This window comes from Intrasporangium chromatireducens Q5-1 (assembly GCF_000576575.1).
Taxonomy (GTDB): domain Bacteria; phylum Actinomycetota; class Actinomycetes; order Actinomycetales; family Dermatophilaceae; genus Intrasporangium_A; species Intrasporangium_A chromatireducens.
The window spans coordinates 1-972 of record NZ_AWQS01000519.1 but is presented as its reverse complement, the minus strand read 5'-3'; the positions used below and the strand labels follow the sequence as shown (position 1 = coordinate 972).

The window sequence follows — 972 nt, the reverse complement described above, 5'->3', positions numbered from 1 at the left end:
ACCAACCCATCATCGTGGACACCTTCCTTCAGCGTTGTCTTGCGAACGGCGTTCCGTCCACTTCCGAGCCTGACGCCCCCAGATGTCGGTCACGCCACCGAGAACCTCAAGATCGTGTGTCGTCGGACGCTCGTTCTCAGCAGGCGCCGGTGAGCCGGGCCCCTCGGTCGGTCCATGAAGTGTTGCGGCAGCAGTTCGTGGGTACGCTCCGCACGGAGCGGACCGACGAGATGGCGCGCAGAAAGGGGTCAGGGCGATGGGAGCCGTAGCCGTCCTGCTTGCCCTCTCCCTGCTCGGGGTCGCGACCCTGCACGGACTGCACCGCATCGTGGCCCCGCACGAGGGCGTGCTCACCGTCCTGCCGTTCCAGTCGGGGTGGCCACCGCACCAGCACGCCCTCTCGCGCTACCACGTCCGCTGGTACCCAGCCACGCTCCTCTTCCTCGCGTTCGACGTGGAGATGCTCTTCATGTATCCCTGGGCCGTCGTGGTGGCCGAGGTCGGGGTGACAGCCGTGGTCGAGATGTTCCTCTTCCTCGGCGCCCTCTTCGTCGCCGTGGTGTGGGCCTGGCGCGAGGGAGCGTTGCGATGGGTCTGAGCCGCCTGTTGGCGCGTCGCGCGGCCCGAGCCGTCCATGTCCTCGTGATCGAGGTGCCTGGACAGCCATGGACCCGTATGGCGCTGGAGCGAGCGTGCGCTCAGCGTGGCTGGCCGCTGGCCGGCTCTCCGGCCGACGCGGACCTCCTCGCCGTCTGCGGCCGTCCCGGACCGGAGCTCGCCGAGGTTGTGTCCCGCCTCTGGGAGCAGCTGCCCGGCCCCCGTGCCCGACTCGAGATCACAGCTGCCGGGGACGTGCCATCGGCGCTCGTCACGGCGGCCGAGCAGCTGGTCGATGTCGACCGGCAGCGGGCCGACGCGGAGTCCCGCCCCCTGGAGCCCGGCCACGGTGGCATGGACCACGGTGGCATGGAC

General features: G+C 70.0%; 1 protein-coding gene and 1 pseudogene. Both read left to right on the top strand.

The window, feature by feature from the left end; genetic code table 11:
• Positions 1-256: 256 nt before the first annotated feature.
• Positions 257-598, top strand: a complete 342-nt coding sequence (locus N864_RS22660) for an NADH-quinone oxidoreductase subunit A (RefSeq protein ID WP_034722915.1) — start codon at positions 257-259, stop codon at positions 596-598.
• Positions 589-972, top strand: a pseudogene (locus N864_RS22655) (hypothetical protein); the annotation flags it as partial. The gene N864_RS22660 and the pseudogene N864_RS22655, both read left to right, overlap by 10 nt.